A 23,581-nucleotide genomic window follows, 5' to 3' on the forward strand; every position below is an offset into this window, starting at 1 on the left:
CTGACAACCCCCCCGCGGCGTGGGCCGATTCGGGGGCCGGCGGCGGCCACGCCGCGGAGATGCTCGGCCCCGTCCTGCTGAGCGACACCGCGTCGCTGTCGGCGCCGACCGCGGCGTGGCTGGCTGCGAACGGTCCCGCCGAGGTGGTGCTGCTGGGCGCCGAGGCGGCGCTGTCCGCCGCCGTGGAGGACGCCGTCGCGCAGCCGACCAGGCGGATCGGCGGGGACAACCGGTTCGAGACGGCCCGGTTCATCGAGGGGCTCTTCGAACCCCGACCGGACGGCGCCCTCATCGCCGACGGCGCATCCGAGGACGGGTGGGCGTACGGCCTGGCCGCAGCCGGCCTGGTGGCCGATCTCGAGCGGAACCTGCTGCTGACGTCGCCCACGGCGCTGCCGGTCGAGACCGACGAGGCCCTGGCCTGCGACGACGACACCGGCACCCGCGAGCGCTGGTGGATCACGAGCCCCGTGGACCAGGCCGTCAGGGACGCTCTGCTGACCTGCCCGCCCCCGACCCCCTCATGACGGCCGCGGGCGGGTGACCCCGCGGACGTGCGACCATCCCGGGTGATGACGCGCATCGACCCCCACCCCGACATCGGACCCCTCACCTTCCTCATCGGCACCTGGCGGGGGAGGGGGCGGGGCGTCTACCCGACCATCGACTCCTTCGCCTACACCGAGGAGGTCGTCATCGAGCCCCTGCCCAAGCCCGTCCTCCGGTACGGCCAGCGGACCGCGCACGCCGACACCGGCGAGCCCCTCCACGCCGAAGCGGGGTTCTTCCGCCTCCCTGACGGCGTGCCCGAGCTCGTGATCGCCCAGCCGACCGGCATCGTGGAGTGCCACGCGGGTGTGCTCGAGGGGCAGCGGCTGGTCCTGCAGAGCACGGTCGTCGGGCTGACGCCGTCGGCCGCGGGGCACCGGGTCACCGACGTCGAGCGGACCATCGAGGTGGTCGACGACGTGCTGCGCTACAGCCTCGCGATGGCGGCGGTCGGCCAGGACCTGCAGGTCCACCTCGTCGCCGAGCTCACGAGGGTCTGACGCCGGTCGCTACACGCTGCTCGGGGCGCCGATCATCACGTAGCCGATGAGGCCGACGACGGACGCCGCGACGCAGTACCACGCGAAGCCGGTCAGGCGGGCGCGGGACACCAGCCCGACCAGGAAGCGGATGGCCAGGTAGCCCGAGACGAAGGCCGCGGCCATCCCGATCCCCAGCTCGAGCCCGCTCGATCCCCCCGGCTCGCCCAGGTCGCCCAGGCTGAGGATGGTGGCGCCGACCAGGGCCGGGATCACCAGGAGGAAGCTGAAGCGCGTCGCCGCCTCCCGCGTGAGGCCGGCGAAGACGCCACCGGCGATCGTCGACCCCGAGCGGCTGACGCCGGGCAGCACGGCCAGGGACTGCATGACCCCGGCGACCATCGCCTGGCGGAGGGTCAGGTCGGCGAGCGACGTGCCGGCCGGGTCGTGCGGGTCGATGCCGAGCGGCAGGTCCACCGCGCCCTCGCCGGTCCTGCTCGGCGCCGACGTATCCGCGGCGCGCCAGTCGCCCGTCCAGGCGCGCTCGCGCTCCCCGCCCTCGGCTCCGGCCCCGGCGCCCACGGCAGCGGGGGTCGCCGACCTGACCCGACGGCGGCGGACGGCTTCCAGGCCGAACAGCAGCGATGCGGTCACCAGCAGCAGCAGCGCGGCCGCCAGCGGTGACTCGAACACCTCGGCGACCTGCTCCTCGAGGAACAGCCCGACGATCGCGATCGGGATCGACGCCGGCACGATGAACAGCCCCACGCGGCGGTAGATGCGGCCCTGGAGCGACCGGTCGAGTCGCAGCAGCCCCCGGATGATCGCGATGAGCTCGCCGCGGAAGTAGAGGAGGACCGCCCCGAGGGTCCCGACGTGGAGCATCACGTCGAAGGCCAAGCTCTGCTTCTCCCACCCCATCAGGTACGGGACCAGGACCAGGTGGCCGGAGCTCGACACCGGGATGAACTCGGTCAGCCCCTGGACGATGCCGAGGATCAGGGCTTCCAGCCACGCGGGGAACATGGCGCCCGATGGTAGGGCTCAGCCCGACGCACGACCCCGCAGCGTGACCAGCACCTGGCCGCGGGCCAGCGCGCCGGTGATGGTGGCGACCTCGTCCTCCTGAACCGCGATCAGGGCCACCGGTCGTGGGCCGTCGTCGGTCAGCTGGACGATCGTGCGGGCCTGCGCCAGCGGCTCGGGCGGCCGGTCGCGGTCGGCGACCGCCCAGACGTCGACGAGCGTCCCGGCCTCGACACCCCAGGCGGGGTCGACGGGCAGGGGGACGACCCGCTGATCCGAGGGGAGCGCGGCCGCAGGCCCCTCCGCGGCCAGGTGGACCTCGGTGAGGACGGCGCCCTCGACCAGCGGCAGGCTCAGGGACGCGTCGTCCGGCAGGCGACCGGTCACCGCGCCGGGTGGGACCGCGACTGCCGGCAACCGGACGCGCTCGACGGCACCGGACACCGGTTGGCCGGCGGCGACGGTCGCGCTGGCCAGCCACACCAGCTGGCCCTCACCGCCCCAGCGCGTCTGGACGACGTTCAGCCGGTTGGCCTGCAGCGCGCCGAGCAGCATCACCGCGGCCACGACGAGGGCGATCCGCAGTCGGGGCGGCAGGTGAGCCCACCGCTCCGCGGCGCGGTCGAGCGGTCCCGGCAGGGCCGGTGGCGGTCCGTGGAACGGCGAGCGCATCGCCCCACACGATGCACGGACCGCACAGGCCGGCGGGAGCGGATCCCGCCGGCCTGTGGATGACCGCGCTCAGCGCGCGGCGTTGGCGACGATGGCGTCGCGGAGCCACACCGCCAACCCGGGGGCGTGGCGGTCGTAGTACGCGGTGAACCGCGGGTCGGCGACGTACATCTCGCCGAGGTTCACGTGCATCTCCCTCGAGCAGTCGTAGAACTGCCGGTCGATGGCCAGCCGCGCCTCCTCGGCGAGGTCCATGGCCTCGACCGAGTCGGGGGCCACCCCCCGCTGGAAGGTCTCGGCCAGGTGGCGCACGAAGGCCTCGCCCTCGCGGACCAGGTCGCGCTTCTGCGCGTCGCTCATCCGGCCGACGCGGTCCTGGGACTGGCGCCACGCGTCGGTGTCGCCCCAGCGGGCCTCGGCCTCGGCGCGGTACTCGTCGGAGTTGAAGGTCTCGAACATCTCGAGCTCATCCACCTCAGGTCCTCCTCTCGCCTCTGCGATCGCGTCGTCGACGGCCTTCACCATCGCGGTCACGTCCTCGAGCTGGCGGGCGAGCATCGCCCGCTGGCTGGTCAGCGCCTCGACGCGGTCGTAGTCGGGGTCGTCCAGGACGTCCTGGATCTCGGACAGCGAGAAGCCGAGCGCACGCCAGAACAGGATCTGCTGCAGCCGCTGCAGGTCGGCGCGGTCGTACAGCCGGTAGCCGGCCTCAGACCGCTGGCTGGGGCGCAGCAGGCCGATCTCGTCGTAGTGGTGCAGGGTCCGGACGGTCACGCCGGCCATCTGGGCCAGCTCGGACACCGTGCGCATCGCGCTCTCCTCGTCGTTCTCCCGACAGCCGGGCTCTCCGGCTCGTCGCCCACAGTGACCCCTCCCGCGGCGTGAGGGTCAACCCGAACCTGGCAGAAGATTGGTTAGACCAGTTGACCAGCAGACCACGGCGTGGGAGGGTGCGGGCATGTCCGGCCCCTCCCTCGCTCCCGTGCAGCACCGCTCGATGCCCGACGCCGTGGCCGAGCAGCTCGAGTCCCAGATCCTGGCGGGGGAACTCAGCGCAGGACGGGACCTCCCGGGGGAGCGCGCCCTCGCCGCGGCGCTGGGCGTCTCGCGCCCGACCGTCCGGGAGGCGCTCCGCAAGCTCCAGCACCGCGGGCTCGTCGCCATCCGCCAGGGCGGCGCCACCACCGTGCGGGACTTCCGCGAGACCGCCGGGCTCGACCTGCTGCCCCGGCTCCTCACCGCCGGCGGCGAGCTCGACCTGTCGCTCGTGCGCGACATCGTCGAGGCGCGCTCGGCGATCGCGCCGCAGATGGCCAGAGCGGCCGCGGGTCGTTCGGGCAGCCCGGAGGAGGACGACGCGCTGCTCCGCGCCGCCGCCGCGATCCCGGCCGCCGAGGATCCCCTGACCCAGCAGGCGCGGTCGCTCGCGTTCTGGAGCGACGTCGTCGACCGCTCGGGCTCCCTCGTCTACCGGCTGCTCTACAACGGCCTGCGCGCGGCCTTCGAGCCCGGGATGGCGGCGCTCGCCCAGGTGCTGGCCGTGGAGGCGGGCCACCCCACCGCGGCGACCGACCTCGCCCGCGCGATCTGCGTCGGGGACCCCGATGCGGCGGAGGCCGCGGCCGATGCCCTGCTGGCGCGGGGCCGCTCGGCGGTCATCGACTTGATCGACCACCTGGACCCACCTGAGGAGCCCCAGTGAGCAGCACGAACGCGACCAGCACCACCAGCACCGCCGGGACCGGCGCCGTGCGACGGTTCCCCGCACGGCTGCGGGCGGCGCTGCGGGTGCGCCGCGCCCGCGCAGCGCTGATCGAGTCCGCGGCGCAGGCCCAGGTCGACGCCGACGAGGATCGCCTGACGGCCAGGCGTCAGCGCCCGTCCCTCGGCGGGGCGTGGATGACCTTCTGGCGACACCCGTCCCCCTGGATCATCGCCACGGCCCTCGTGGGCGGGGTGGTCGCCCGCATCGCCGTCGGCGGCTACCACCCGGCCGACGTCTGGCTGCCGCTGGCCATGATCGCCGCGTTCCCGGTCGTCGAGTGGGTGATCCACGTCGTGGTGCTGCACTACAAGCCGGTCACCGTCGCCGGGAGGGTGATCGACACCCGCCTGGCCCGCGATCACCGCGCCCACCACGCCGACCCCCGGGACCTGCCGCTGGTCTTCATCCCGACGCAGACGTTCGTGTGGCTCTTCCCCGCGCTCCTCGCCATCGCGGTGCTCGCCTTCGACCGCCTGGGGTTGGGGCTGACGTGGTTCGCGATGATCGCCGCGATCGGGATGGCGTACGAGTGGACGCACTACCTGATCCACAGCGACTACACGCCGCGGACCGCTGCGTACCGCGCGGTGTGGCGCAACCACCGGCTGCACCACTACAAGAACGAGCGCTACTGGTTCACGGTCACGACCGCGGGGACGGCCGACCGCCTGTTCGGCACCCACCCCGATCCCGCGGACGTCGAGCGCTCGCCCACGGCGACGGACCTCCTCGGGACCGGGTGATCGGAGGTCGACAAGATGTTAGTTACTAACTAACATGATCATGTGCCCGCCGCCGACACCCGCGACCGCCTCCAGCGCCACGCCCTCGCGCTGATCGCCGAGCAGGGCTTCGACCAGACCACCGTCGAGCAGATCGCCTCCGCGGCGGGCGTCTCGCACATGACGTTCTTCCGGCACTTCCCGACCAAGGAGTCGGTCGTGTTGGATGACCCCTACGACCCGGTGATCGCCGAGCAGGTCGCCGCGACCTCTCCCCGGCTGCCCCCGGTGGACCGCGTCCGGACCGGGCTGCTGGCCGCCTGGGCGCAGCTGCCCGAACCTGCCGACGACCAGGTGCGCCTGCGCATCCGCATCACCGCGGGTCACGCCGGCTTGCGGGCGAGGATGTGGGAGGCCAACCAGGCCACGATGGACCTCATCGTCGAGGCCCTGGGTGTCGATGGCGAGCTCGTCGATGGCGGGCTCGCCGACGGCACCGACCGGCTCCGGGCGACGGCCGCCGCCGGCGCGTGCATGGGGGCGCTGACCGCCGCCCTGCTGGACTGGGGGGCCGACGACGGCGGGCAACCCCTCGGCGACCGGGTCCGGGCGGCCCTCGAGGTCCTCGACCCGCAGCGCGAGCCCGCGGGGGAGGGGAGGGTGCGGTGAGCGGCGAGGCCGTGCTCCTCGCCGAGGGCCTGTGCCGCCGCTTCGGTGACCAGGTCGCCGTGGACGACCTCTCCCTCGACGTCGCGGAGGGGGAGATCCACGCCCTGGTCGGTCTCAACGGCGCCGGCAAGACCACCCTCATGCGCCTCCTGCTCGGGATGCTGGACCCCGACGCGGGGCGGGCCTGCATCGACGGCCACGACGTCCGGCGCGCGCCCGCGGCGCTGTGGGCCGGCGTCGGCCACCTGATCGAGACGCCGTTCGCCTACCCGGAGCTGACGGTCGTCGAGAACCTGACCGCGTCCGCCCGCCTGCACGGGCTCGACCGCGCGGCGGCAGGGGAGGCGGCCCGGGCCACCGTCGCCGAGCTCGTCCTGGGCCGCTGGGCCGAGCGTCCGGCGCGGGTGCTGTCCCTCGGCAACCGCCAGCGCCTCGGCCTCGCCTGCGCCGTCGTCCACCGCCCGCACCTGCTGGTCCTCGACGAGCCGACCAGCGCACTCGACCCCGCCGGCGTCGTCGCGGTCCGGACCCTCCTCCGGCGCCTGGCCGTCGAGGAGGGGGCCGCGGTGCTCGTGTCGAAGCCACCACCTCGACGAGGTCGCTCGCATCGCCGACCGCATCAGCGCCGTGCACGACGGCCGGATCGTCGGGACCATCGACCCCGGCGGCACCGACCTCGAACGGCGGTTCTTCGACCTCGTCTACGCCCACGTCGACGGCGGGAGCGCGGCCTGATGCGCAGCGCCCTGGCCATCGAGTGGCTCAAGGTCCGCCGCGCCCGCACCATGTGGACCGCCACGGCGGTGCTGGTCGGGTTCACCCCGCTCCTGTCGGCGGCGTTCATGGCGGCATCCGGTGCCGCCGGCGGTGAGCTGAACGACAGCCAGCTCGCCGCCAAGGTCGGCGGGCTCCTGGTCGGCACCGGGTGGGAGGGCTACCTCGGCCTGATCGCCCAGACGGCGAGCGTCGCCTCCCTGCTGGTCGTCGGCTTCGCGACGGCGTGGTCGGTCGGGCGGGAGTTCGCCGACCGGACCATCGGGTCGCTGATGGCCCTCCCCGTCCGGCCGGGATCGATCGCAGCGGCCAAGCTGACGGTCCTCGCGGGGTGGGCCGTCGCGTGCGCCGTCGCCGGCGTGGCGCTGGCCGTGGCCGCGGGACTGGTCATCGGCTTGGGCGCGCCGGACGCGGGCGTGGTGGCCGGCGTCGGGCGGATCCTGGCCGTCCAGCTGCTCGGGACCGCGCTCGCCGCCCCGATCGCCGTGGTCGCCACGGCCGGCCGGGGTCACCTGCCAGCCGTGGCGGCGCTCGGCGGCGTGATCGTCGTGACCCAGATCGTCACCACGGTGGGTGCCGGCGGGTGGTTCCCCTACGCCGCCCCGTCGCTGTGGGTCGGCATGGGAGGCGCGGAAGCCGCGGCGGCGATCACCGCCACCCAGCTCCTGCTCCCCGTCGGGGTCGGTGCCGCGGGCGTGTGGGCGACCGTGGCGGCGTGGGACCGGGTGCAGCTGAGCTGACGGTCAGCCGTGCGCGTCCCGCAGGGCCCGCAGGGCGGGGCGGTCGGGGGAGAGGGGGAGGGAGGGGATGACGGCGAAGAGGAGATCGCGGAGGTTGGCGAGGTTGGCCTCGAAGACCGCGAACACCTCGGCCTGGGTGACCTCACCGATGTCCGGGTCGTCCGCCAGGCCCACGTCGTAGTCGGTGATGAGCGAGATGTTGAGCGCGGCCATCTCGAGCTCGCGGCAGAGGATCACCTCGGGGTACTGGGTCATGTTGATGACCTCCCAGCCCTGGGCGGCGAAGTGCTGCGACTCCGCCCGCGTCGAGAACCGCGGCCCGTTCACCACCACCACGGTCCCGCGGTCGTGGACGTCGAGCCCCAGGCGGCGGGCCTCGGCGACGGCCACCCCGCGCATCTCCTCGTCGTAGGGGTCGGCGAAGGCGACGTGCACCGTCTCCGGGCCGTCGTGGAAGGTGTCGGCCCGGCCGCTGGTGCGGTCCACCACCTGGTCGGCGATGACGAACGACCCGGGGGCGACGGACTTCGCCAGGCTGCCCGCGGCGCACGGCAGGATCATGTCCGTCGCGCCGAGGTGCTTCATCGCCCAGACGTTCGCCCGGTAGTTGATCCGGTGGGGCGGGATGGAGTGGTCCGTGCCGTGGCGCGGCAGGAACCCGACGCGTCGGCCGCCGACCTCGCCGACGACCACCGGCGCCGACGGGGGGCCGTACGGCGTCTCCACGACGACCTCGTCGACGTCGTCGAGGAACCGGTAGAACCCCGAGCCGCCGAAGATGCCGACGTCGATGGCCACCTCGGGGTGGGGCCCCGGCAGGACGTCCACCGCCGGATCAGTCCGCGGTGGAGGAGCTGGACGAGCCCGAGGAGGAGTCGCTGGTGGACGACTTCGTCGACGAGGAGGTCGTCTCCGCGGCCTTCTCCTTCGACCCGCCCGTCTCCGACCCGCCGCCGTTCTTCGACGACGACGCCGGCTTCTTGCGGGTGTCGGTGACGTAGTAGCCGGACCCCTTGAACACGATCCCGGCGGCGCTGAAGACCTTCCGGACCGGCTCGCCGCAGACCTCGCAGGTCTGGAGGGGGTCGTCGGAGAACGACTGCTTGACCTCGAACCGGTGCCCGTTGGTCAGGCACTCGTACTCATACGTGGGCATATCGGCACCAGGGTAGACGGCGTGCTCGGTCACGACCGCATCGACGCGCACGTCGTGGGCCTCGACCGGGACCGCGTCGACCAGGAGCGCCTCGGGGCACACCCCCACCGCGAGCGGTCGGTGCTCGGCGAGCCAGCGGTCGTAGAACCCGGCCCCGTGCCCCAGCCGACCGCCGTCCCGGTCGTAGGCCAGCCCGGGCACCACCACGAGGTCCAGTCGCTCGACGGTCCTCGCACCCGCCGCCGGCTCGCGGACCCCCCACGGTCCGGGCGCGGCGGGTGGCGCGTCGACGGCGTGGAAGGCCATCGCCCTGTCCCCGGTCACGCGCGGGTAGGCGACGACCACCCCGCCCGCCCGCAGCGGCGCCACCAGCGGGTCGAGGTCCACCTCCGCCGGCAGGGCGGCGTAGAGGCCGACCGACCCGACCCCGGACAGGCCCCCGATCAGCTCCGCCACCGTCGCCCGGATCCCGACGCCGGCACGCCGCCGGTCGGCGGGCGCGATCGCGGCCCGCCGCACCCGCGCGCCCTCGCGCAGCCGGGCCTTCACCGCCGCCACGTCAGCGCCCGCGCGCACGGGGTCGGGGTCATCCCCGGAGCGCGGTTGGGCAGGCATCGATGGCCTAGCATGCCGCGACGTCACGCGACTCCTGCACCCGACGACGAAGGCGGCACCGTGCGCCCCCGCAAGGCAGTGATCCCCGCCGCAGGCCTGGGCACCAGGTTCCTGCCGGCGACCAAGGCCCAGCCGAAGGAGATGCTCCCGCTGGTCGACAAGCCGGCGATCCAGTACGTCGTCGAGGAGGCGGTCCGCGCGGGCCTCGACGACATCCTCATGGTGACCGGCCGGGGCAAGCGGGCGCTCGAGGACCACTTCGACCACGCCGTCGAGCTCGAGCGGCAGCTCGCCGCCACCGGCAAGGAGGACCTCCTCGCCGCCGTGCAGGCCGTGACGAACCTGGCGCTGGTCCACTACGTCCGCCAGGGCAAGCCCCTCGGACTCGGCCACGCGATCGGCTGCGCCCGCCACCACGTCGGCGACGAGCCCTTCGCGGTCCTGCTCGGCGACGACCTGATCGGCGAGGACGAGCGCCTGCTGCAGCGGATGGTCGACGTCTGCGCCGAGACGGGCCGCTCGGTGATCGCGGTCATGGAGTTCGGTGACGAGGACCTCTCGCGCTACGGCGTCGTGGCCGCCGAGCCCGACCCGGACCACCCCGACGTCTACCGGGTGACCGACCTGGTCGAGAAGCCGGGCAAGGCGAACGCCCCCTCCAACCTCTGCATCATCGGCCGCTACGTCCTGACCCCGGACATCTTCGACCACATCGAGCAGACCAAGCCCGGCCGCGGCGGCGAGATCCAGCTCACCGACGCGATGCGCGCCCAGGCCCGCGACGAGCCGATCCGCGCGATCAAGTTCACGGGCACCCGCTACGACGTGGGCCAGAAGGGCGACTACCTGAAGGCGACGGTGCAGGTGGCCGCCAAGCGCCACGACCTCGGGCCTGAGTTCATCGAGTTCCTCCGCAGCTTCGTCGCCGGGCTGGGCTGAGGCACCCCGCGCCATGGCCCACCGCCACCACATAGACCCGGACGAGCTGACCGCGCTCGCCGACCACCGGCGCCAGATCCTGTCGGCGGTCGCGCCGCTACCGCCGGTGTCGGCGTCGCTGCTCGAAGCCCGGAGCCTCGTCCTGGCCCAGGACGTCGCCGCGCCCGGCGACATCCCGCCCTTCGCCAACTCCGCGATGGACGGCTTCGCGGTCCGGGCAGCCGAGGTCGGCGAGGGCAGCCGGCTGCGCGTCGTCGGGGAGATCGCGGCCGGCTCGCCCGACCTGCCCTCCCCCGGCGCCGGCGAGGCCGTGCGGATCATGACCGGCGCCCCGATGCCCGCCGGGGCGACGGCGGTCGTCCCCGTCGAGCTGGTCACCGAATCCGACGGCGAGGTCGTCCTCGACACCAGCCCGGAGGTCGGCGACAACATCCGGGCCTCCGGTGAGAGCGCGCGGAGGGGCGAGGTCGTCCTGACCGCCGGCCGTCCCCTCGGCCCCGCGGAGATCGGCATGCTCGCGGCGATGGGGATCCCCCGCGTGGAGGTGCACCCCCGGGTCCGCGTCGCGACGCTCGCGACCGGCGACGAGCTGGTCGAGCCGGGCACGCCGCTGATGCCGGGGCAGATCCACGAGTCGAACTCCTACGCCCTGGCCGCCCAGGTCGCCGAGGTCGGCGCCGTGGCCTTCCGCCAGCAGATCGCCCGCGACGACCGCGCCGCGCTGCGCAAGGCGTTCACCGACGCCCTCGCGACCGCCGACGTGCTGGTCACCTCCGGCGGGGTCAGCGCCGGCCGCTACGACCTGTCGAAGCAGGTCCTCGCCGAGCTCGGCGACGTGACGTTCGCCAAGGTCGCGATGCAGCCGGGCATGCCGCAGGCCTTCGGGTCCATCGACGGCGTCCCCGTCTTCGGGTTGCCCGGCAACCCCGTGTCGGCGGCGGTCAGCTTCGAGGTGCTGGTCCGCCCCGCGATCCGGCGCATGCAGGGCCGCACCGACCTCAACCGCCCGCGGGTCACCGCCCGCCTCGCAGAGGACGTCAGGAGCCCCGAGCACAAGGTCTCGTTCCTCCGGGTCACCCTCGAGCGGGGCGACGACGACTGGCTGGCCACCACCACCGGCGCCCAGGGCTCCGGCATCCTCCGGTCCATGGTGCTCGCCGACGGGCTGGCCGAGATCCCCGCCGACCGCACGTCGATGGCGGCCGGCGAGCCCGTCGTCGTCCACCTGCTCGTCGACCCGACCTGACCGGAGGCGCGATGGCCACCGACCCCTCCACCCCCTCCCTCACCCACCTCGACGACCGCGGCCACGCCCGCATGGTCGACGTGGGCGGCAAGGACGTCACCGCCCGCAGCGCGACCGCATCCGCGGTGGTGCGGCTGCGGTCCGACACCGCGGCGCTGCTGGTCGAGGGTCGCCTCCCGAAGGGCGACGCCATCGCCACCGCGCGGCTGGCGGGCATCACCGCGGCCAAGCGCACGCCGGATCTGATACCGCTGTGCCACGTCATCGCGCTGGCCGGCGTCGAGGTCGAGATCGACGTCGACGCTGCCGAGGGGCGGGTGGCGATCACCGCGACCGCCCGCGCCGCGGATCGCACGGGTGTCGAGATGGAGGCGTTGGTCGCCGCCTCCACCGCCGCGCTGACCATCTACGACATGACCAAGGCCGTCGAGCGCGGCGCGGTCATCGAGCACGTCCGCCTGGAGCACAAGGTCGGCGGGAAGAGCGGCGACTGGCACCGCGAGGGCACCCCCACGGCGGCGGGGGAGGGGGAGGGGTAGTGCACGCCGAGGACGTGCGGGTGCGCATCATCACCGTCTCGACCCGGGCGAGCGCCGGCGTGTACGACGACGACGCCGGTCCCGCGGTCGCCGAGGTGCTGAGCCGGGCCGGTCACACCGTCCTCGGGATCGCCGTCGTCCCCGACGGTCGCGAGGGCGTGTCCGCCGCGATCGTCGAGGCGTGCGCCGACGCCGACGTCGTCATCACCAACGGCGGGACGGGGCTGCACCCGAAGGACACCACCCCCGAGGCCACCGCGGACGTGATCGACCGCGAGGTGCCGGGCATCGCCCAGGCCATACGGGCGGCGTCGCTCGCGATCACCCCGATGGCGATGCTGTCGCGGGCCACCGCCGGCATCCGAGGGTCGACGTTGGTCGTCAACGTGCCGGGTTCGCCGAAGGGTGCCCGTGAGTCCGTCGAGGTCCTCCTCGACGTGCTGTCACACGCCGTGGACCAGCTCTCAGCGGGCGATCACCCCCGGTAATGCCTCGGTCGTCTGGGCAGGTGGCGTTGACTTGTGGTGTGATGCAGCCTACGGAGCCGTGAACCGAGTCCCCGTTCACCGATCTCGCATGCCCCTGATCTCACACCACCACCCCGGTCGCAAGCTGATGGTCCTCGACGACGCCGAGACCATCGCCTGCCAGGCCCGCCGGCGTGCCGCCCAGCACCGGCGTCGTCGCGAGGCGTTGCAGCAGATCGCCGGCGCCAGCGCCGTGCTCGCGGTCGTCGCGGTCGTGATGGGCGCCTCCCCGGTCGTCGTCGGTCTCGTGGTCCTCGCCCTCGCGGCCGTCCTCGGGGGGCTCTACCACCGCGTGCAGGAGCGCCAGCAGCAGGCCCGGCGCCGTCGCAGCCGCGCGACCCCCGGCCCGGGGATCGGCACGCCGCGGCCGAAGGGCGGGTTCTCGACCACCCGGCACCGCTCCGGCGCCCCGGTCTGGATCGACGACCGCGCCGCGTGATCGCCGCGGCGGTCCCGGCGTGACCGACCACGACCTGAGCGAGCTCGGTCGGGACGCCTACGACGACCTGCAGGCACGTCACGACGCGCGCGAGGTGGCGCTCCGCTCCTCCCGCCAGTCCATCCGCGCGAGCGCGAACGCGATCAGGGCGGCGCACCGGGGTGAGCTCGAGGCCGCCCGGGACCTGGTGGGTGACAGCGCCGACCACCTCCGGCGGGCGGTGGACGCCTGCGACGGGCTGCCGATGATCCGCTGGGCCGGGTTCGTCGCGGACGCGGAGAAGGAGTACGCCGAGGCCCGCTGCACCCTGGCCGTGCTGTCCGGGGACCCGCTGCCCTCCGCCGCGGAGGTCGGGGTTGACACCGCCGCGTGGTTGAACGGGCTGGCCGAGACCGTCGGCGAGCTGCGCCGGTTCCTCCTCGACAACCTCCGCGCCATCGACCGGCCCGACCGGATGGACCGCTGCGAGACGCTCCTGCAGACCATGGACGACATCTACTCGATGCTCGTCACCATCGACTTCCCCGACGGCATCACCTCCGGGCTGCGCCGCTCCACCGACGTCGCCCGCTCCATCCTCGAGCGCACCCGCGGCGACTTCACCACGGCCCAGCTCCAGGAGCGCCTCCGCGACGCCCTCGACGCCCACCCCGGCCCGACCCCCCCGCACCACGGATCGACTCCCCGCACCACGGATTGACCACCAGCGCGGTCTGGGGAGGTCGCCGTGGTGGTCGATCCGTGCGGACGGGCCAGCACCGGCGCGGCTCCCGCCCGCACGGGCGTGCGGCCAGCGCATCGGCTGTGGTCGATCCGTGCGGTCGCGACCGGGTTGGATCGTCGCTATCATCGACGCCTCCACAGGGGGCTGTAGCTCAGTTGGTAGAGCGCCTCGGTCGCATCGAGGAGGCCTGGGGTTCGATTCCCCACAGCTCCACTCCACATGGTGAAGATCGTCGCATCGGACATCGACGGGACGCTCCTCCGCAGCGACGGGACGGTCAGCGAGCGGACGCGGCGCGCGGTCGCGGCGGTCGAGGAGTCCGGCGTCACGTTCGTGCTGGTCACCGGACGCCCGCCCCGCTGGCTGGCGCCGGTCCGCGACCAGCTCGGGCACCGCGGGGTGGCGATCTGCGCCAACGGCGCGCTGGTGCTCGACCTGCACACCGACGAGGTCGTCACCGTCGACGCCTTCGAGCCGGACGTCGGCCGCTCCGTTCTCGACGCCCTCCGCGACCTGGCCGACGACCTGAACTTCGGGGTCGAGTGGCCTGACGGGTTCGGCCACGGCCGTGGCTACCCCCGCGGGATCCGGCAGTCCGAGCTGGTCCGCGACGTCGTGTTCGAGATCGACGACGACGAGGAGTTCTTCAGCCGCCCGGTCATCAAGGTCCTGGTGCGCGGCGACGGCCAGGTGGTCGACGAGCTCGCCAGCCGCGCGGTCGAGGTCACCGACGGCATGGCCACCGTGACCTGGTCGAGCACCGGCCTGCTGGAGATCTCCGCGTCGGGGGTCACCAAGGCGTCGGCGCTCGAGCGGCTCGCCGGCCAGCACGGGGCGACCAGCGAGGACGTGGTCGCCTTCGGCGACATGCCGAACGACCTGGCCATGCTCGAGTGGGTGGGTCGGGGCATCGCCGTCGCCAACGCCCACCCGCTGGTGCTGGACGTGGCGGACGAGACGACGGCCAGCAACGACGACGACGGGGTGGCCCAGGTCCTCGAGTCGCTGGTCACCCCTCCCTGACCCGCTACACCCAGCTGTCGAACAGGATGAGCACGTCCCAGGTCGACCGCGGGATCTCGATGCCGAGGAAGATCGGCGCCCAGAACGCGAACCCGGCCATCGCCACCACGGCGATCGTGGCCGGCACCCACCGCATCGACTCCGAGTCGAGGGCCTCATCGGACAGGTAGGCGAGGGTCAGCGCGATGAACGGCACGACCGGGGTCAGGTAGAAGAGGAACACCGGCCGCGGGCTCAGCAGGTACGGCAGCGACTGGCCGAACAGGAAGAGCGCGATGGTCAGCGCCGGCCAGGACCGTCGGGCGAACGCGAGGTACAGCAGCCAGGGGTAGCCGATCAGGGCCATCCACCAGATCGCCGGGTTGCCCATCCCCAGCACCTCGGCGACGGTGCCCGGGGTCACCTCGCAGGTCTCCCCGTCCGCCGGCCCCTCCGCCGGGCAGGACTCGTAGTAGTACGCGACCGGCCGGGTCATCAGCGCCCACGTCGTCGCGGGTGCCCGGTAGGGGTGGTCGGCCTCGAGGTCGCGGTGGAAGCGCAGGATCTCGAGCTGCTCCTCCCACCACCCTGCGGCCACCTGCGCGACCCCGTCGATGCCGGCGCAGGCCCCCTCCCCCTCATCGTCCCCACCCTCCGCGGCGACCGTCGGCGCCACCGCCGCGGCCGGGTCGCACCGATCAGCCTTCCGGGTGTCCTCGAAGTTGGCGAACCAGCCGGCGTAGCTGACGAGGTAGACGGCGATGGGCACCAGCACCAGGGCGAGGAAGCCGCGGGACACCGCCGGCACCAGCTCGGTGGTCCAACGCCCGGTCACCCTGCGGCGGTACCAGAGCTCGCTCGCGAGGACCCAGGCCCAGGCGAGGCCGAGCGCCGCCAGCCCGGACAGCTTCGTGGCGACCGCCAAGCCGAGGAACAGCCCGGCGAGCCACAGCCAGCGGCGATCGGGTCGCGGCAGGGACGCCGGCGCGGGATCCCCCTCGAGCGGCCCGTCCCCCTCCACGAACGGGTGGTCCGGTGCCCCCTCCCACAGGCGATCGCGGTCGATCAGCAGCGCCAGCACGCCGAGCAGCACGAAGAGCTGGAGGAAGATGTCCAGCATCGCGATCCGCGACATCGTCACGGCGAGCCCGTCGACGGCCAGCAGGGCCGCGCCCAGCAGGGCGGCGGACCGGCGCCGGAACAGGCGCAGGCCGATGGCGTAGGCCACCGCGACCGCGCCCGTGCCGAACAGGGCCGCCATGACCCGACGGGCGAAGGACTCTGCGGCCTCGCGGGCGCGGGCGGCCGGGTTCGGGTCGTCCCCCTCGTCGTCCGCGCAGTTGTCGTCCTCGACGACCACCGCCTCGTCGATCGGTGAGCCCTCGTCGACGCCGAAGGCGGCCAGTCCACCCGCGATGATCCACTTCCCGACCGGCGGGTGGACGGCGAAGGAGGTCTCGGTGCCGACGTCGAGGTAGTCGCGGGCGTCGTAGTAGTAGTACGTCTCGTCGAAGTAGCAGCGCTCCGGGGAGCCGAGCTGGTGGAACCGGACCACGCCGGCGGCCAGCACCACCACGAGGGGCAGGATCACGCTCCAGGTCCACCAGCGGGCGTCCCGGCCACCCCCGTCGGGGCGGGGGGTCCCGTGGTCCGGGGGGGCCGCCGTCCGCGGCTCGGGCTCGATGTCGGTGCTCATCGGAGGGCTGGCAGGGCGGGCAGGGCTGGCGGAGCGGGCAGGGCTGGCAGAGCGGGCATGGGCGTCGGCGTCTCAGGCGTGTCGGGACCCGGTCGGCGTGCGGGCGCGGTCGGTGCGGCGACCATAGGGCCTCGTGAACGCCGACATCGCGCCGGGGGGTGGCCAGCTGGTCCTGGTCGCGACCCCCATCGGGAACCTCGACGACCTCTCACCGCGTGCCGCCCGGACGCTCGGGTCCGCGGACCTCGTCGCCTGCGAGGACACCCGCCGCACCGGCCGCCTGCTGGCCCACCTGGGCGTGGACGTCCCGCTCACCGCAGTCCACGACCACAACGAGCAGCGCCGAGCCGCGGAGATCTGCGACCGCGTGGCCGCCGGCCAGGTCGTCGTCCTGGTCAGCGACGCCGGCACGCCCGGCATCAGCGACCCCGGGTACGCGGTCGTGCGCGCGGCGGTGGCGCGCGACCTCCCCGTCACCGCGATCCCCGGCCCGGCCGCGTTCGTCCACGCCCTCGTCATCTCCGGGCTGCCGACCGACCGGTTCGCCTTCGAGGGGTTCCTGCCGCGCAAGGCCGGTGCCAGGCGGGATCGGCTGGCCGCCGTCGCCGCGGACGACCGGACCCTGCTGTTCTACGTCGCCCCCCACCGCGCGGCCGACGACCTGGCAGCGATGGCGGAGGTGCTCGGCCCCGACCGCCCTGCGGTGCTGACCAGGGAGCTGACGAAGCTGCATGAGGAGGCGCTCCGCGGCACGCTCGGCTCGCTGGCCGCGATGACGGCGGAGGCGGCCCCGCGCGGCGAGGTAACCGTGGTGGTCGCCCCCGCCCCGGTGGTGGACCCGGAAGCTGCCGTCGACGACGCCGAGCTGGCCCGACGCGTCGACGACCTGGTCGCCGGCGGCCTCAGCCGCCGTGACGCGGTCCGGCGGGTCGCCGACGAGGCGGGGGTCTCCAAGCGCCGCGTGTACGACGTCGGCCACTGAGCGGCGTCGCAGCCGTCAGCCGCGCCACTTGATGCCGCAGCCCATCGACGGCAGGTGCGGCTCGGGGACGGGCTTGCCGTCGAGGACCAGGTCGATGGCCTTGCGCAGGTCGATGCCGCTGACCGGGACCTCGTCGTTGCCCGGGCGCGCCCCGTCCATCTGCCCGCGGTAGGCCAGCCGCCGGTCCGCGTCGAAGACGAAGAAGTCCGGCGTGCACGCGGCCCCGTAGGCACGGGCGACCTCCTGGGTCTCGTCGTGCAGGTAGGGGAACGAGAAGCCGACCAGGCGCTTCTGCTCGGCCAGGCTCTCCGGCGCGTCGTCGGGGTGGCTCGCGGCGTCGTTGCTGCAGATGCCGACGAAGGAGACGGGCCGCCCCGCCTCGACGTACTCGTCGACGAGCGCGCTCAACCCCTCCTGGACGTGCACCACGTAGGGGCAGTGCCGCGACAGGAACATGACGACCAGCGCGTCGCCGGGGAGGTCGTCGAGGGTCGTGAGCGCGCCGTTGGTCACCTCGCGCAGGTTGAAGTCGGGAGCGGTCGTGCCGAGCGGGATCATCTCCGAGACTGAAGCCATGGGCTGATCCTTGCCGGACGCGACCGGGGCGACACGCACGAGGACCGCCCGGCTTGTGCTTCGATGACGGCCCTGTCGTGGCGATTGGCCGGTCGTTATGATCCGCTGTCGCCCCTCCACCGCTGACGAGGTACCTCCGATGGCACGTCCGATCCGCACCGCCCTCCTGACCGCGCTGGCAGCGGCACTGGCGCTCACCGCGCTGCCCGCCGCCGCGGTCACCGAGACCGACGACACGGTCGGCATCGTGAAGGAGGGCGTCGCGCCGTCCAACGCCGAGATCGCCGTGAGGCTGAGCGAGGTGACGGAGCTGCAGGACGCCACGCAGGTGGTCGTGGCGCGTGACGACCGCTTCGCCGACGCGCTCGCATCGGGTGTGCTCCAGGGCGAGTCGCCCATGCTGTTGGTCCCGTCCACCGGTCCGATCCCCCCGCGCGTGCTGGGGGAGCTCGCGCGGCTGGCGCCGTCCGACGTGGTGATCCTCGGTGGTGACCAAGCCGTCGCCCCCGACGTCGAGGCGCAGATCCAGGACCTCGGCGTGCAGACCGAGCGTCGCGCCGGGGCTTCCCGCTTCGAGACCGCCGTCGAGATCGCCGCGACCGACGCGCCGGACGCCACCACCGCGATCCTGGCCCGCGCCTTCCCCTCCCCCGGGTCGGTCGACGACACCCAGGCGTTCGCCGACACCCTCGGCGTGGGGGCGTGGGCGGCGGAGGAGGGCTGGCCGGTCATGCTGACCGAGACCGACCGGCTGACGCCCACGACGCGGGACTACCTGGTGGGCTCAGCGGTCGAGGACATCAAGCTGATCGGCGGCACGGCCGCGATCAGCGACGGGGTCGAGGCGGAGCTCGAGTCCCTCGGCTTCACCGTCGAGCGCATCGCCGGCCAGGACCGCTTCGGCACCGCCGTGGAGATCGCCGGCAAGCGCGGCGCGGACAGCGCCGCCGACGTCGCCCAGGTGCTGGTCGTCGACAGCCAGTTCGCGAACGCCTGGGCCGGTGGGCTCGCCGCGGCGGCGTACTCCGCCGCCAACGACGCGCCGATCGTGCTGACGTCCGGCGCGACGGTGCCGCCGTCGACGGAGGCGTTCCTCGCGTCGGGCACGAACGGGGAGTCCGACACGCCGATCACCTGCGTGGCGTTCCCCGCGGCCTGCGAGCAGGCCCGCGTCCAGATCGGGTTGCCCGCCGCGGCCGTGGTGTCGTCCGACGCCCCCGACGGGGCCGGCGTCGCGCCCGGCCAGACCCTCACCGTGACCATCGACAGCGGCGGGCGGCCGGTGTCGGACGTGATCGCCTCCGGCTCCTGCCTGGACGGTCCCACGTCGCCGGGGACGTCCACCACCGTGACGGTGACGTTGTCCGATCCGCTGCCCGAGATCTCCTGCGAGCTCCGGATCGACTTCACGATCGACACCGGCGCGGGCTTCGCCCAGGACGGCGGCCTGCACCAGACGGAGATCCTGACCTACACGACCTTCATCCCCGACCCGGAGGGCGGGCTCAGCCTGGTGCCGAGCGGCGGGCCGCTCGACGCGCGCCAGCTGGCCAGCAACCTGGTCGGCGACGATGTCCAGGTGTTCAACGCGACGCTGACCGGCGGGGCAGAGGCCGCCGGCCTGTTCGCCGGCGGCGGGGACGTCCTCGGCTTCGACCAGGGCATCGCCCTGTCGACCGGCTTCGTGGCCGACCTGGTCGGGCCGAACGACACCAGCGGCACGAGCGGCAGCCTCGGGATGCCCGGGGACGCCCAGCTGACCGGCCTGTCCGGCAACGACACCTTCGACGCGTCCGTGCTGCAGTTCGACTTCGTCGCCGACCCCTCCGCCACGACGGTCGCCTTCGACTACGTCTTCGGGTCCGAGGAGTACTCGGAGTTCGTCGGCAGCACCTTCAACGACGTGTTCGCCTTCAACGTCAACGGCCAGAACTGCGCCGTCGTCGCGGGTTCCCCGGTCAGCGTGAACACGATCAACGCCGAGACCAACGCGGGGTCCTACCGGAGCAACGAGGCTGGCGAGTTCGACATCGAGCTCGACGGCCTGACCACGACGCTGACCTGCGCGGCGCCGATCAACCCGGGCGGCGCGAACACCCTCCGCCTGGCGATCGCCGACGCGAGCGACGACATCCTCGACTCCGCGGTGCTGATCCGGGCGGCGAGCTTCGCTGTCGGCTGATCTTCGACCGACCTCAGGCCACGTCGGCCGGACCGCCGAAGCGGGCGGTCCAGGCCTCGACCTCCTCGTCCTCGATCCGGCGGAAGAGGAGGGGCGGGACGGTGAACGGCCGGCCCGGTTCGAGGGCGGTCAGGTCGACGGTCGGCCACGTCGTCCCCTCCACCCCCACCGCGGCGCGCGCGGTGCCGGCGGCCGTCGGGATGATCGACGCAGCGGCGCCGGCCAGGACCGGGATGAGGTTGATCGCGGTCCGGAGGACGGCTGCGGCGGCCTCCTGCCCCGTCTGGTCGCCCCACGGCGCGGCCTCGGCCTTGATCAGCCGCCACGGCTCGCGGCGCTCGAGGTAGGCGTCGCCCAGCGACCACAGCTCGCGGATCGCGCGGGTCACCTTGCGGAACTCCATGGCCTCGAAGTGCCCGGCGACCTCGTCGAGCTTCGTCTGGACGTCGGCGGCCAGCTGCGCCTCCACGTCGCCCGGCTGCCCGCCCTCGGGCACCGCCTCGCCGAAGCGCTTGGCGGTCAACGACAGCGTCCGGTTGACGAAGTTGCCGAGCCGGCCGACGAGGTCGCCGTTCACCGCCTGGGCGAACAGCGGCCAGGTGAAGCTGGCGTCGTCGGACTCCGGCGCGTTGGCGATCAGGTACCAGCGCCAGTAGTCGGCGGGGAGCAGCTCGAGCGCGTCGTCCATGAACACGCCGATGCCCTGTGAGGTGGAGAACTTCCCGCCGTAGTAGGTCAGCCAGTTGAAGGCCTTCAGGAAGTCGACCTTGTGCCACGGCTCGCCCGACCCGATCAGCGTGACCGGGAACGACACGGTGTGGAACGCGACGTTGTCCTTGCCCATGAACTCGGTGTAGGTCACCTCGGGCGAGTCCCACCACCAGCTGCGCCAGTCCCGGATGTCAGGGTCGAGGTCCGACCACTCCTTGGTCGCGCCGATGTAGCCGATGGGGGCGTCGAACCAGACGTACCAGACCTTGTGCTCGAGCCCGGGCCGTCGGACGGGGATCCCCCAGGCGAGGTCCCGGGTGATGTCGCGGTCCTTCAGCCCCTCGTCGAGCCACTTGAGCGCGATCGAGCGGGGCAGGTTCGGCCACTGGTCCTGGGACTCGATCCAGGTGCGGACCTCGTCGGCCAGCTTCGACTGGAGCAGGAAGACGCTCCGCGACTCGCGCACCTCGAGGTCCGTGGCACCGGTCACCGTCGAGCGGGGGTCGATCAGGTCGGTCGGGTCGAGCAGCCGACCGCAGTTCTCGCACTGGTCGCCGCGCGCCCGCTCGAAGCCGCAGTGCGGGCAGGTCCCGGTGACGTACCGGTCGGGCAGGAAGCGCCCCTCGGAGGGGGAGTAGACCTGCTGGATCGCCCGCTCCTCGAGGTAGCCGTTGCGGTCGAGGGCGTCGGCGAGGTGGTTGGTGAGCTCGTGGTTCTGCGGTCGGCTCGTGCGGCCGAAGTGGTCCCAGCTCAGCCCGAACCGCTCGCCGAGGTCCTTCTGGATCTCGTGCTGCTCGGCGCAGTACTCCTCGACCGACTGGCCGGCCTCCATCGCCGCGAGCTCGGCCGGGGTGCCGTGCTCGTCGGTCGCGCAGATCGCGAGCACCTCGTGACCCCGCGAGCGCAGGTACCGCGCGTACACGTCGGCGGGCAGCATCGAGCCGACGAGGTTGCCGAGGTGCTTGACGCCGTTGATGTACGGCAGGGCGCTGGTGATGAGGTGTCGGGCCATGTGGGTGCTCAGGGTAGACGGCCGGTGGCGGCCGGTATCCGCACGGCTGCCGGTGCCCCGACGGGGGTACAGTTCGGCGATGCGGACCTCCAACCCGACCTTGTCATCCTCGGCGTTCAACCGGCTCGGCGCGAGCCAGGGGGGCGCGGTCGCCAGCGGGGGATACGGCGGCGGTGCGATCACAGGCCCGAACCCGGTGTTCACCGGCGAGTCGGCTGCCCCGCCGTTCGCCCGCACGGACGCCTTCACCGTCGAGGGCGCGATCTACAAGACCGGCGCGCTGCTCGCCATCCTGGCCGTCGCCGCGCTGGCCGCCGGGGCGCTGCTGCCGGAGTCGGCCTACTACCCGGCGCTGATCGGCGGCGTGATCGCGGGCCTGGTCCTGGTCGTCGCGATCAGCGTCAAGCCGAACCTGGCACCGGCGCTCGCGCCCGCCTACGCACTGGTCGAGGGCGTCGTCATCGGCGTCGTCACCGTGGTCATCGAGAGCCAGCCGGGACTCGACGGGATCGCCACGCAGGCCGCGATCGGCACGATCGGTGTGCTCGCGGTGATGCTGACGCTGTACCGGACCGGGGTCATCAAGGTGACCCAGCGGTTCCGGATGGTCGTGCTGGCCGCGACCGGCGCGATCTTCCTGACCTACCTCGCGTCGTTCGTCCTCGGGTTCTTCGGCGTCGAGTTCGGCTTCCTGCACGGCAACTCGATGCTCTCCATCGGCATCTCGGTGGTGATCATCGGGGTGGCGGCGCTGAACCTGGCGCTCGACTTCGACTTCATCGAGAACGCCGCCCGCGCCGGCCTGCCCGCCAAGACCGAGTGGTACGCCGCCTTCGGCCTGCTCGTCACCCTCGTCTGGCTGTACCTCGAGATCCTGCGCCTCCTCGCGAAGCTGCAGTCGCGCGACTGACCGCCGCGGTGGGCCTCACCGCGATCCTGGACCTGCTGGCGTGCCCGGTGTGCGCCGGGCCGCTCGTCCAGGACGCCGCGGGGGAGGGGGAGGGTCCCGGGCCGCTGCGCTGCGACCGCGGCCACGCGGTCGACGTCGCCCGCCAGGGCTACGTCACGCTCACCAGGGCGGGGATCCGCCACGATGGGGACACCGCGGCGATGGTGGACGCCCGGGGCCGGGTCCAGGACGCCGGCCAGTTCGAGCCCCTCACCGAGGCGCTGGTCGACGTCGTGCCCGAGGGGTGCGGGACCCTCCTGGACGTCGGCGCCGGCACCGGCCACCACCTCTCCGCGGTGCTGTCGGCGCGTCACGACGCCGTCGGGATCGCCCTCGACAGCTCGACGGCGGCGGCGAAGCGCGCGGCCCGGGCACACCCACGGATCGGCGCGGTGCGGGCGGACGCGGCGGCCGAGCCGCTGCCGGTCCGGGACGAGTCGATCGACACCGTCCTCGTCACCTTCGCGCCGCGCGCCGTCGACGAGCTCGCGAGGGTGCTCCGGCCCGACGGCTTGATGGTCGTCGCGGTCCCGGCACCGGACCACCTCGCCGAGCTGCGCGACCCGCTCGGGATGCTGGCGGTCGACCCCGTCAAGTCAGATCGCCTCGCGGGCGCGCTCGGGTCCGCCTTCACCCCGGCCGGGACGGCAGCGCAGCGGTGGACGCGCACGGTGACGCGGGACCAGGCCCGCGATCTCGCGGCGATGGGCCCGGCGGCCTTCCACACCGGCGCCGCGGAGATGGACGCGCGCGCTGCGGCGCTGCCCGACGTCGTCGACGTGACCTTCTCGGTCGTCGTGGGCCGCTGGCGCGCGGCGGGGGGTGGGGCACGATCGGGGCCTTCCTCGCCGTGAGCCGAGGCAGCCCCCGATCGCGCCCACCGTCGCCGC

24 protein-coding genes, 1 tRNA gene and 1 pseudogene are annotated in these 23,581 nt (G+C 73.5%); 18 read left to right on the forward strand and 8 right to left on the reverse strand.

All coding sequences use genetic code 11. The annotated features are described in order from the left end of the window. Together ACEQ2X_RS00005 and ACEQ2X_RS00010 are read left to right on the forward strand one after the other, a co-directional pair. Positions 1 to 527 (forward strand): annotated as a pseudogene (locus ACEQ2X_RS00005) (hypothetical protein); the annotation flags it as partial. A gap of 45 nt (positions 528 to 572) precedes the next feature. Continuing rightward, positions 573 to 1,049: an FABP family protein gene (locus ACEQ2X_RS00010; RefSeq protein ID WP_370323681.1), complete on the forward strand. Its 477-nt coding sequence runs from the start codon at positions 573 to 575 to the stop codon at positions 1,047 to 1,049. A gap of 9 nt (positions 1,050 to 1,058) precedes the next feature. Here ACEQ2X_RS00010 and ACEQ2X_RS00015 read toward each other — a convergent pair whose 3' ends face one another. The 3 genes from ACEQ2X_RS00015 to ACEQ2X_RS00025 form a co-directional block, all read right to left on the reverse strand. Continuing rightward, a complete protein-coding gene (locus tag ACEQ2X_RS00015) occupies positions 1,059 to 2,054 on the reverse strand; it encodes an undecaprenyl-diphosphate phosphatase (protein ID WP_370323682.1) in 996 nt (331 codons plus the stop codon). An 18-nt stretch (positions 2,055 to 2,072) separates the two neighbouring features. After that, positions 2,073 to 2,726, reverse strand: coding sequence for a hypothetical protein (locus tag ACEQ2X_RS00020; RefSeq protein WP_370323683.1), 654 nt, complete (start codon positions 2,724 to 2,726; stop codon positions 2,073 to 2,075). A 69-nt stretch (positions 2,727 to 2,795) separates the two neighbouring features. Then, entirely contained in the window at positions 2,796 to 3,536 is a 741-nt protein-coding gene (locus ACEQ2X_RS00025; RefSeq protein WP_370323684.1) for a MerR family transcriptional regulator, read from the reverse strand. A gap of 148 nt (positions 3,537 to 3,684) precedes the next feature. On the opposite strand from ACEQ2X_RS00025, the gene ACEQ2X_RS00030 reads away from it, so the two are divergent. The 4 genes from ACEQ2X_RS00030 to ACEQ2X_RS00045 all read left to right on the forward strand — a co-directional run bounded on the left by ACEQ2X_RS00030 (position 3,685) and on the right by ACEQ2X_RS00045 (position 7,396). After that, positions 3,685 to 4,428, forward strand: a complete 744-nt coding sequence (locus ACEQ2X_RS00030) for a FadR/GntR family transcriptional regulator (RefSeq protein ID WP_370323685.1) — start codon at positions 3,685 to 3,687, stop codon at positions 4,426 to 4,428. A 197-nt stretch (positions 4,429 to 4,625) separates the two neighbouring features. Then, positions 4,626 to 5,234: a sterol desaturase family protein gene (locus ACEQ2X_RS00035; RefSeq protein ID WP_370323773.1), complete on the forward strand. Its 609-nt coding sequence runs from the start codon at positions 4,626 to 4,628 to the stop codon at positions 5,232 to 5,234. Positions 5,235 to 5,276: 42 nt separating this feature from the next. Then, positions 5,277 to 5,882 carry a TetR family transcriptional regulator gene (locus tag ACEQ2X_RS00040; RefSeq protein ID WP_370323686.1) on the forward strand — a complete coding sequence of 202 codons (606 nt, stop codon included), beginning with the start codon at positions 5,277 to 5,279 and terminating at the stop codon, positions 5,880 to 5,882. Beyond that, positions 5,879 to 7,396, forward strand: a complete 1,518-nt coding sequence (locus ACEQ2X_RS00045; RefSeq protein WP_370323687.1) for an ATP-binding cassette domain-containing protein — start codon at positions 5,879 to 5,881, stop codon at positions 7,394 to 7,396. Before ACEQ2X_RS00040 ends, ACEQ2X_RS00045 begins: the two co-directional genes overlap by 4 nt. A gap of 3 nt (positions 7,397 to 7,399) precedes the next feature. Here ACEQ2X_RS00045 and ACEQ2X_RS00050 read toward each other — a convergent pair whose 3' ends face one another. Together ACEQ2X_RS00050 and ACEQ2X_RS00055 are read right to left on the reverse strand one after the other, a co-directional pair. After that, the gene (locus tag ACEQ2X_RS00050) at positions 7,400 to 8,224 is read right to left on the reverse strand and encodes an S-methyl-5'-thioadenosine phosphorylase (protein ID WP_370323688.1); all 825 of its coding nucleotides are present in this window, start codon (positions 8,222 to 8,224) and stop codon (positions 7,400 to 7,402) included. A 7-nt stretch (positions 8,225 to 8,231) separates the two neighbouring features. Further along, positions 8,232 to 9,167, reverse strand: coding sequence for a 5-formyltetrahydrofolate cyclo-ligase (locus ACEQ2X_RS00055; RefSeq protein ID WP_370323689.1), 936 nt, complete (start codon positions 9,165 to 9,167; stop codon positions 8,232 to 8,234). 12 nt (positions 9,168 to 9,179) lie between these two features. Between ACEQ2X_RS00055 and galU the strand changes: the two genes are divergently transcribed. The 8 genes from galU (at position 9,180) to ACEQ2X_RS00095 (ending at position 14,604) form a co-directional block, all read left to right on the forward strand. Then, positions 9,180 to 10,106 carry a UTP--glucose-1-phosphate uridylyltransferase GalU gene (gene galU / locus ACEQ2X_RS00060; protein ID WP_370323690.1) on the forward strand — a complete coding sequence of 309 codons (927 nt, stop codon included), beginning with the start codon at positions 9,180 to 9,182 and terminating at the stop codon, positions 10,104 to 10,106. Positions 10,107 to 10,119: 13 nt separating this feature from the next. Beyond that, positions 10,120 to 11,352 carry a gephyrin-like molybdotransferase Glp gene (gene glp / locus ACEQ2X_RS00065; protein ID WP_370323691.1) on the forward strand — a complete coding sequence of 411 codons (1,233 nt, stop codon included), beginning with the start codon at positions 10,120 to 10,122 and terminating at the stop codon, positions 11,350 to 11,352. An 11-nt stretch (positions 11,353 to 11,363) separates the two neighbouring features. Next, positions 11,364 to 11,891, forward strand: coding sequence for a cyclic pyranopterin monophosphate synthase MoaC (gene moaC, locus ACEQ2X_RS00070; protein WP_370323692.1), 528 nt, complete (start codon positions 11,364 to 11,366; stop codon positions 11,889 to 11,891). Between the two features lie 20 nt (positions 11,892 to 11,911). Further along, positions 11,912 to 12,379 (forward strand): molybdenum cofactor biosynthesis protein B, encoded by a 468-nt coding sequence (locus ACEQ2X_RS00075; RefSeq protein WP_370323693.1) that lies wholly within the window; start codon positions 11,912 to 11,914, stop codon positions 12,377 to 12,379. Positions 12,380 to 12,467: 88 nt separating this feature from the next. Further along, on the forward strand, positions 12,468 to 12,857 hold the full coding sequence (locus ACEQ2X_RS00080; RefSeq protein WP_370323694.1) for a hypothetical protein: 390 nt from the start codon (positions 12,468 to 12,470) through the stop codon (positions 12,855 to 12,857). A 19-nt stretch (positions 12,858 to 12,876) separates the two neighbouring features. Further along, positions 12,877 to 13,557, forward strand: coding sequence for a haloacid dehalogenase (locus tag ACEQ2X_RS00085; protein ID WP_370323695.1), 681 nt, complete (start codon positions 12,877 to 12,879; stop codon positions 13,555 to 13,557). A 164-nt stretch (positions 13,558 to 13,721) separates the two neighbouring features. Further along, positions 13,722 to 13,794: transfer RNA gene (locus ACEQ2X_RS00090), tRNA-Ala, on the forward strand. A 6-nt stretch (positions 13,795 to 13,800) separates the two neighbouring features. Beyond that, a complete protein-coding gene (locus ACEQ2X_RS00095; RefSeq protein WP_370323697.1) occupies positions 13,801 to 14,604 on the forward strand; it encodes an HAD family hydrolase in 804 nt (267 codons plus the stop codon). A 4-nt stretch (positions 14,605 to 14,608) separates the two neighbouring features. Here the strand turns inward: ACEQ2X_RS00095 and ACEQ2X_RS00100 are convergent, their stop codons facing one another. After that, positions 14,609 to 16,279, reverse strand: a complete 1,671-nt coding sequence (locus tag ACEQ2X_RS00100) for a phospholipid carrier-dependent glycosyltransferase (RefSeq protein WP_370323698.1) — start codon at positions 16,277 to 16,279, stop codon at positions 14,609 to 14,611. A 133-nt stretch (positions 16,280 to 16,412) separates the two neighbouring features. Between ACEQ2X_RS00100 and rsmI the strand changes: the two genes are divergently transcribed. Further along, positions 16,413 to 17,261, forward strand: coding sequence for a 16S rRNA (cytidine(1402)-2'-O)-methyltransferase (gene rsmI / locus ACEQ2X_RS00105; protein WP_370323699.1), 849 nt, complete (start codon positions 16,413 to 16,415; stop codon positions 17,259 to 17,261). 15 nt (positions 17,262 to 17,276) lie between these two features. On the opposite strand, the gene ACEQ2X_RS00110 is transcribed toward rsmI, so the two are convergent. Then, positions 17,277 to 17,837: a thioredoxin family protein gene (locus ACEQ2X_RS00110; RefSeq protein ID WP_370323700.1), complete on the reverse strand. Its 561-nt coding sequence runs from the start codon at positions 17,835 to 17,837 to the stop codon at positions 17,277 to 17,279. A 139-nt stretch (positions 17,838 to 17,976) separates the two neighbouring features. Here ACEQ2X_RS00110 and ACEQ2X_RS00115 point away from each other — a divergent pair, with 139 nt between their 5' ends. After that, positions 17,977 to 20,019: a choice-of-anchor L domain-containing protein gene (locus ACEQ2X_RS00115; RefSeq protein ID WP_370323701.1), complete on the forward strand. Its 2,043-nt coding sequence runs from the start codon at positions 17,977 to 17,979 to the stop codon at positions 20,017 to 20,019. Between the two features lie 13 nt (positions 20,020 to 20,032). Here the strand turns inward: ACEQ2X_RS00115 and metG are convergent, their stop codons facing one another. Continuing rightward, positions 20,033 to 21,742: a methionine--tRNA ligase gene (gene metG, locus ACEQ2X_RS00120; RefSeq protein WP_370323702.1), complete on the reverse strand. Its 1,710-nt coding sequence runs from the start codon at positions 21,740 to 21,742 to the stop codon at positions 20,033 to 20,035. A gap of 79 nt (positions 21,743 to 21,821) precedes the next feature. On the opposite strand from metG, the gene ACEQ2X_RS00125 reads away from it, so the two are divergent. Then, complete coding sequence (locus ACEQ2X_RS00125; protein WP_370323703.1) at positions 21,822 to 22,652, forward strand: Bax inhibitor-1/YccA family protein; 831 nt, start codon at positions 21,822 to 21,824, stop codon at positions 22,650 to 22,652. 8 nt (positions 22,653 to 22,660) lie between these two features. After that, on the forward strand, positions 22,661 to 23,545 hold the full coding sequence (locus ACEQ2X_RS00130; protein ID WP_370323704.1) for a methyltransferase domain-containing protein: 885 nt from the start codon (positions 22,661 to 22,663) through the stop codon (positions 23,543 to 23,545). The last annotated feature ends 36 nt before the right edge of the window (positions 23,546 to 23,581 follow it).

This window comes from Euzebya sp. (assembly GCF_964222135.1).
Lineage (GTDB): Bacteria > Actinomycetota > Nitriliruptoria > Euzebyales > Euzebyaceae > Euzebya.

Excerpts from the sequence above, each read along its gene's own strand:
- ACEQ2X_RS00010 (WP_370323681.1), top strand. The coding sequence starts at position 573 with ATGACGCGCATCGACCCCCACCCCGACATCGGACCCCTCACCTTCCTC.
- ACEQ2X_RS00015 (WP_370323682.1), bottom strand. The coding sequence starts at position 2,054 with ATGTTCCCCGCGTGGCTGGAAGCCCTGATCCTCGGCATCGTCCAGGGG.
- ACEQ2X_RS00020 (WP_370323683.1), bottom strand. The coding sequence starts at position 2,726 with ATGCGCTCGCCGTTCCACGGACCGCCACCGGCCCTGCCGGGACCGCTC.
- ACEQ2X_RS00025 (WP_370323684.1), bottom strand. The coding sequence starts at position 3,536 with ATGCGCACGGTGTCCGAGCTGGCCCAGATGGCCGGCGTGACCGTCCGG.
- ACEQ2X_RS00030 (WP_370323685.1), top strand. The coding sequence starts at position 3,685 with ATGTCCGGCCCCTCCCTCGCTCCCGTGCAGCACCGCTCGATGCCCGAC.
- ACEQ2X_RS00035 (WP_370323773.1), top strand. The coding sequence starts at position 4,626 with ATGACCTTCTGGCGACACCCGTCCCCCTGGATCATCGCCACGGCCCTC.
- ACEQ2X_RS00055 (WP_370323689.1), bottom strand. The coding sequence starts at position 9,167 with ATGCCTGCCCAACCGCGCTCCGGGGATGACCCCGACCCCGTGCGCGCG.
- galU (WP_370323690.1), top strand. The coding sequence starts at position 9,180 with ATGCCGCGACGTCACGCGACTCCTGCACCCGACGACGAAGGCGGCACC.
- glp (WP_370323691.1), top strand. The coding sequence starts at position 10,120 with ATGGCCCACCGCCACCACATAGACCCGGACGAGCTGACCGCGCTCGCC.
- moaC (WP_370323692.1), top strand. The coding sequence starts at position 11,364 with ATGGCCACCGACCCCTCCACCCCCTCCCTCACCCACCTCGACGACCGC.
- ACEQ2X_RS00080 (WP_370323694.1), top strand. The coding sequence starts at position 12,468 with ATGCCCCTGATCTCACACCACCACCCCGGTCGCAAGCTGATGGTCCTC.
- ACEQ2X_RS00095 (WP_370323697.1), top strand. The coding sequence starts at position 13,801 with ATGGTGAAGATCGTCGCATCGGACATCGACGGGACGCTCCTCCGCAGC.
- ACEQ2X_RS00100 (WP_370323698.1), bottom strand. The coding sequence starts at position 16,279 with ATGAGCACCGACATCGAGCCCGAGCCGCGGACGGCGGCCCCCCCGGAC.
- ACEQ2X_RS00110 (WP_370323700.1), bottom strand. The coding sequence starts at position 17,837 with ATGGCTTCAGTCTCGGAGATGATCCCGCTCGGCACGACCGCTCCCGAC.
- ACEQ2X_RS00115 (WP_370323701.1), top strand. The coding sequence starts at position 17,977 with ATGGCACGTCCGATCCGCACCGCCCTCCTGACCGCGCTGGCAGCGGCA.
- metG (WP_370323702.1), bottom strand. The coding sequence starts at position 21,742 with ATGGCCCGACACCTCATCACCAGCGCCCTGCCGTACATCAACGGCGTC.
- ACEQ2X_RS00125 (WP_370323703.1), top strand. The coding sequence starts at position 21,822 with ATGCGGACCTCCAACCCGACCTTGTCATCCTCGGCGTTCAACCGGCTC.